The 5342-nt window shown below is 51.4% G+C and carries 2 tRNA genes and 3 rRNA genes; all 5 read right to left on the bottom strand.

From position 1 onward, the window contains the following. Positions 1-85, bottom strand: a 5S ribosomal RNA gene (rrf, locus tag QRN22_RS23935); the annotation flags it as partial. A gap of 138 nt (positions 86-223) precedes the next feature. After that, positions 224-3114 (bottom strand): 23S ribosomal RNA (locus tag QRN22_RS23930). A gap of 257 nt (positions 3115-3371) precedes the next feature. After that, positions 3372-3447 (bottom strand) — tRNA-Ala (locus QRN22_RS23925). Between the two features lie 31 nt (positions 3448-3478). After that, positions 3479-3555: transfer RNA gene (locus QRN22_RS23920), tRNA-Ile, on the bottom strand. A 64-nt stretch (positions 3556-3619) separates the two neighbouring features. Beyond that, a 16S ribosomal RNA gene (locus QRN22_RS23915) occupies positions 3620-5156 on the bottom strand. Positions 5157-5342 lie beyond the last annotated feature (186 nt).

Genomic DNA, 5342 nt, shown 5'->3' with positions numbered 1-5342 from the left:
ACCCCACACTACCATCGGCGATGCATCGTTTCACTACTGAGTTCGGGATGGGATCAGGTGGTTCCAACGCTCTATGGTCGTCAAGCAATCCGGTTGGGGAGTCGATGTTTAGGTCGCTTCCCCGAATTGGGTATGTGATATCGGTTGGTATTGCGTGTTCTTGCAAATTTTCGGCATTACTGTCGACTTCTACCGTCTAACAGCCAAATTGTTTGGGTGTTATATGGTCAAGCCTCACGGGCAATTAGTACTGGTTAGCTCAACGCCTCACAACGCTTACACACCCAGCCTATCAACGTCGTAGTCTTCGACGGCCCTTTAGGGAACTCAAGGTTCCAGTGAGATCTCATCTTGAGGCAAGTTTCCCGCTTAGATGCTTTCAGCGGTTATCTTTCCCGAACATAGCTACCCGGCAATGCCACTGGCGTGACAACCGGAACACCAGAGGTTCGTCCACTCCGGTCCTCTCGTACTAGGAGCAGCCCCTCTCAAATCTCAAACGTCCACGGCAGATAGGGACCGAACTGTCTCACGACGTTCTAAACCCAGCTCGCGTACCACTTTAAATGGCGAACAGCCATACCCTTGGGACCGGCTTCAGCCCCAGGATGTGATGAGCCGACATCGAGGTGCCAAACACCGCCGTCGATATGAACTCTTGGGCGGTATCAGCCTGTTATCCCCGGAGTACCTTTTATCCGTTGAGCGATGGCCCTTCCATACAGAACCACCGGATCACTAAGACCTACTTTCGTACCTGCTCGACGTGTCTGTCTCGCAGTCAAGCGCGCTTTTGCCTTTATACTCTACGACCGATTTCCGACCGGTCTGAGCGCACCTTCGTACTCCTCCGTTACTCTTTAGGAGGAGACCGCCCCAGTCAAACTACCCACCATACACTGTCCTCGATCCGGATAACGGACCAGAGTTAGAACCTCAAGGTTGCCAGGGTGGTATTTCAAGGTTGGCTCCATGAGAACTGGCGTCCCCACTTCAAAGCCTCCCACCTATCCTACACAAGCAAGCTCAAAGTCCAGTGCAAAGCTATAGTAAAGGTTCACGGGGTCTTTCCGTCTAGCCGCGGATACACTGCATCTTCACAGCGATTTCAATTTCACTGAGTCTCGGGTGGAGACAGCGCCGCCATCGTTACGCCATTCGTGCAGGTCGGAACTTACCCGACAAGGAATTTCGCTACCTTAGGACCGTTATAGTTACGGCCGCCGTTTACCGGGGCTTCGATCAAGAGCTTCGCGTTAGCTAACCCCATCAATTAACCTTCCGGCACCGGGCAGGCGTCACACCCTATACGTCCACTTTCGTGTTTGCAGAGTGCTGTGTTTTTAATAAACAGTCGCAGCGGCCTGGTATCTTCGACCGGCATGTGCTTACGGGGTAAACCCTTCACACTCACCGGCGCACCTTCTCCCGAAGTTACGGTGCCATTTTGCCTAGTTCCTTCACCCGAGTTCTCTCAAGCGCCTTGGTATTCTCTACCTAACCACCTGTGTCGGTTTGGGGTACGGTTCCTAATTACCTGAAGCTTAGAAGCTTTTCCTGGAAGCATGGCATCAACCACTTCATCGTCCTAAAGGACAACTCGTCATCAGCTCTCGGCCTTGAACGCCCGGATTTACCTAAGCATTCAGCCTACCACCTTAAACACGGACAACCAACGCCGTGCTGGCCTAGCCTTCTCCGTCCCTCCATCGCAGTAATTAGAAGTACGGGAATATTAACCCGTTTCCCATCGACTACGCATTTCTGCCTCGCCTTAGGGGCCGACTCACCCTGCGTCGATTAACGTTGCGCAGGAAACCTTGGTCTTTCGGCGTGGGAGTTTTTCACTCCCATTGTCGTTACTCATGTCAGCATTCGCACTTCTGATACCTCCAGCAAGCTTCTCAACTCACCTTCACAGGCTTACAGAACGCTCCTCTACCGCTCATCCTAAGATGAACCCGTAGCTTCGGTGTATGGTTTGAGCCCCGTTACATCTTCCGCGCAGGCCGACTCGACTAGTGAGCTATTACGCTTTCTTTAAAGGGTGGCTGCTTCTAAGCCAACCTCCTAGCTGTCTAAGCCTTCCCACATCGTTTCCCACTTAACCATAACTTTGGGACCTTAGCTGACGGTCTGGGTTGTTTCCCTTTTCACGACGGACGTTAGCACCCGCCGTGTGTCTCCCGTGCTGACACTTGCTGGTATTCGGAGTTTGCATCGGTTTGGTAAGTCGGGATGACCCCCTAGCCGAAACAGTGCTCTACCCCCAGCAGTGATACACGAGGCGCTACCTAAATAGCTTTCGAGGAGAACCAGCTATCTCCGAGCTTGATTAGCCTTTCACTCCGATCCACAGGTCATCCGCTAACTTTTCAACGGTAGTCGGTTCGGTCCTCCAGTTAGTGTTACCCAACCTTCAACCTGCCCATGGATAGATCGCCCGGTTTCGGGTCTATACCCAGCGACTAAACGCCCTATTAAGACTCGCTTTCGCTACGCCTCCCCTATTCGGTTAAGCTCGCCACTGAATATAAGTCGCTGACCCATTATACAAAAGGTACGCAGTCACAGAACAAGTCTGCTCCCACTGCTTGTACGCATACGGTTTCAGGATCTATTTCACTCCCCTCTCCGGGGTTCTTTTCGCCTTTCCCTCACGGTACTAGTTCACTATCGGTCAGTCAGTAGTATTTAGCCTTGGAGGATGGTCCCCCCATATTCAGACAAAGTTTCTCGTGCTCCGTCCTACTCGATTTCATTGAAAAGAGATTTTCGTGTACGGGGCTATCACCCACTACGGCGGCACTTTCCAGAGCCTTCCACTAATCTCAAATCAACTTAAGGGCTAGTCCCCGTTCGCTCGCCACTACTAAGGGAATCTCGGTTGATTTCTTTTCCTCAGGGTACTTAGATGTTTCAGTTCCCCTGGTTCGCCTCATGCACCTATGTATTCAGTGCATGATACCCAGCTTATGCTAGGTGGGTTCCCCCATTCAGAGATCTCTGGATCACAGTCTGTTTGCCGACTCCCCAAAGCTTATCGCAGGCTACAACGTCTTTCATCGCCTCTGACTGCCAAGGCATCCACCGTATGCGCTTCTTCACTTGACCATATAACCCCAAGCAATCTGGTTACTGTCTATAACGTGAAGACGACATTCGCCGAAAATTTGCACTTGAGAACAACGCAAATTTTACCTTGACCAGATCAATTACCAGTGAAAGTAATCAATCAGTCACTTCTATCACATACCCAAATTTTTAAAGAACGATTTTTCTGACTGGTCAAAGACCAGAAATCAACACTCTTCTGCCTAAACAGGAATGCTCATTTCTGAACTCTAATTCACATCAACAACGGCTGTAAGTGGTGGAGCCAAGCGGGATCGAACCGCTGACCTCCTGCGTGCAAGGCAGGCGCTCTCCCAGCTGAGCTATGGCCCCAAATACTTCCAAGGCCTGCACCCTCAACAATTGGTGGGTCTGGGCAGATTCGAACTGCCGACCTCACCCTTATCAGGGGTGCGCTCTAACCAACTGAGCTACAGACCCAATCGTCTTTCGCAATGAATCAAGCAATTCGTGTGGGTACTTATGAGAAGCTGGGATCTTCGATTAAGGAGGTGATCCAGCCGCAGGTTCCCCTACGGCTACCTTGTTACGACTTCACCCCAGTCATGAATCACACCGTGGTAACCGTCCTCCCGAAGGTTAGACTAGCTACTTCTGGTGCAACCCACTCCCATGGTGTGACGGGCGGTGTGTACAAGGCCCGGGAACGTATTCACCGTGACATTCTGATTCACGATTACTAGCGATTCCGACTTCACGCAGTCGAGTTGCAGACTGCGATCCGGACTACGATCGGTTTTATGGGATTAGCTCCACCTCGCGGCTTGGCAACCCTTTGTACCGACCATTGTAGCACGTGTGTAGCCCTGGCCGTAAGGGCCATGATGACTTGACGTCATCCCCACCTTCCTCCGGTTTGTCACCGGCAGTCTCCTTAGAGTTCCCACCATAACGTGCTGGTAACTAAGGACAAGGGTTGCGCTCGTTACGGGACTTAACCCAACATCTCACGACACGAGCTGACGACAGCCATGCAGCACCTGTGTCTGAGTTCCCGAAGGCACCAATCCATCTCTGGAAAGTTCTCAGCATGTCAAGGCCAGGTAAGGTTCTTCGCGTTGCTTCGAATTAAACCACATGCTCCACCGCTTGTGCGGGCCCCCGTCAATTCATTTGAGTTTTAACCTTGCGGCCGTACTCCCCAGGCGGTCAACTTAATGCGTTAGCTGCGCCACTAAAATCTCAAGGATTCCAACGGCTAGTTGACATCGTTTACGGCGTGGACTACCAGGGTATCTAATCCTGTTTGCTCCCCACGCTTTCGCACCTCAGTGTCAGTATCAGTCCAGGTGGTCGCCTTCGCCACTGGTGTTCCTTCCTATATCTACGCATTTCACCGCTACACAGGAAATTCCACCACCCTCTACCGTACTCTAGCTTGCCAGTTTTGGATGCAGTTCCCAGGTTGAGCCCGGGGCTTTCACATCCAACTTAACAAACCACCTACGCGCGCTTTACGCCCAGTAATTCCGATTAACGCTTGCACCCTCTGTATTACCGCGGCTGCTGGCACAGAGTTAGCCGGTGCTTATTCTGTCGGTAACGTCAAAACAGCAAAGTATTAATTTACTGCCCTTCCTCCCAACTTAAAGTGCTTTACAATCCGAAGACCTTCTTCACACACGCGGCATGGCTGGATCAGGCTTTCGCCCATTGTCCAATATTCCCCACTGCTGCCTCCCGTAGGAGTCTGGACCGTGTCTCAGTTCCAGTGTGACTGATCATCCTCTCAGACCAGTTACGGATCGTCGCCTTGGTGAGCCTTTACCCCACCAACTAGCTAATCCGACCTAGGCTCATCTATTAGCGCAAGGCCCGAAGGTCCCCTGCTTTCTCCCGTAGGACGTATGCGGTATTAGCGTTCCTTTCGAAACGTTGTCCCCCACTAATAGGCAGATTCCTAGGCATTACTCACCCGTCCGCCGCTGAATCAGGGAGCAAGCTCCCGTCAACCGCTCGACTTGCATGTGTTAGGCCTGCCGCCAGCGTTCAATCTGAGCCATGATCAAACTCTTCAGTTCAATACTGCATTGGGTTTTGAGAAAACCCTAAACTTGGCTCAGCAATCGCAAACCTCTCTATCGCTAGAGAGTTAACTCTCGAATTAACGAGTGTTTACTTGTGATGCTGATAATCTTGCGATCACTCAGTCTTAACCCACAAGCACCCACACGAATTGCTTGATTCAGTTGTTAAAGAACGTTTGG

Origin of the sequence: Pseudomonas sp. MEJ086, assembly GCF_030209025.1 — a bacterium.
In the GTDB taxonomy this organism is placed as follows: Bacteria; Pseudomonadota; Gammaproteobacteria; order Pseudomonadales; family Pseudomonadaceae; genus Aquipseudomonas; species Aquipseudomonas fulva_A.
Note: the sequence above shows the minus strand (reverse complement) of the source record. Positions and strands in the feature narration are given on the sequence as shown.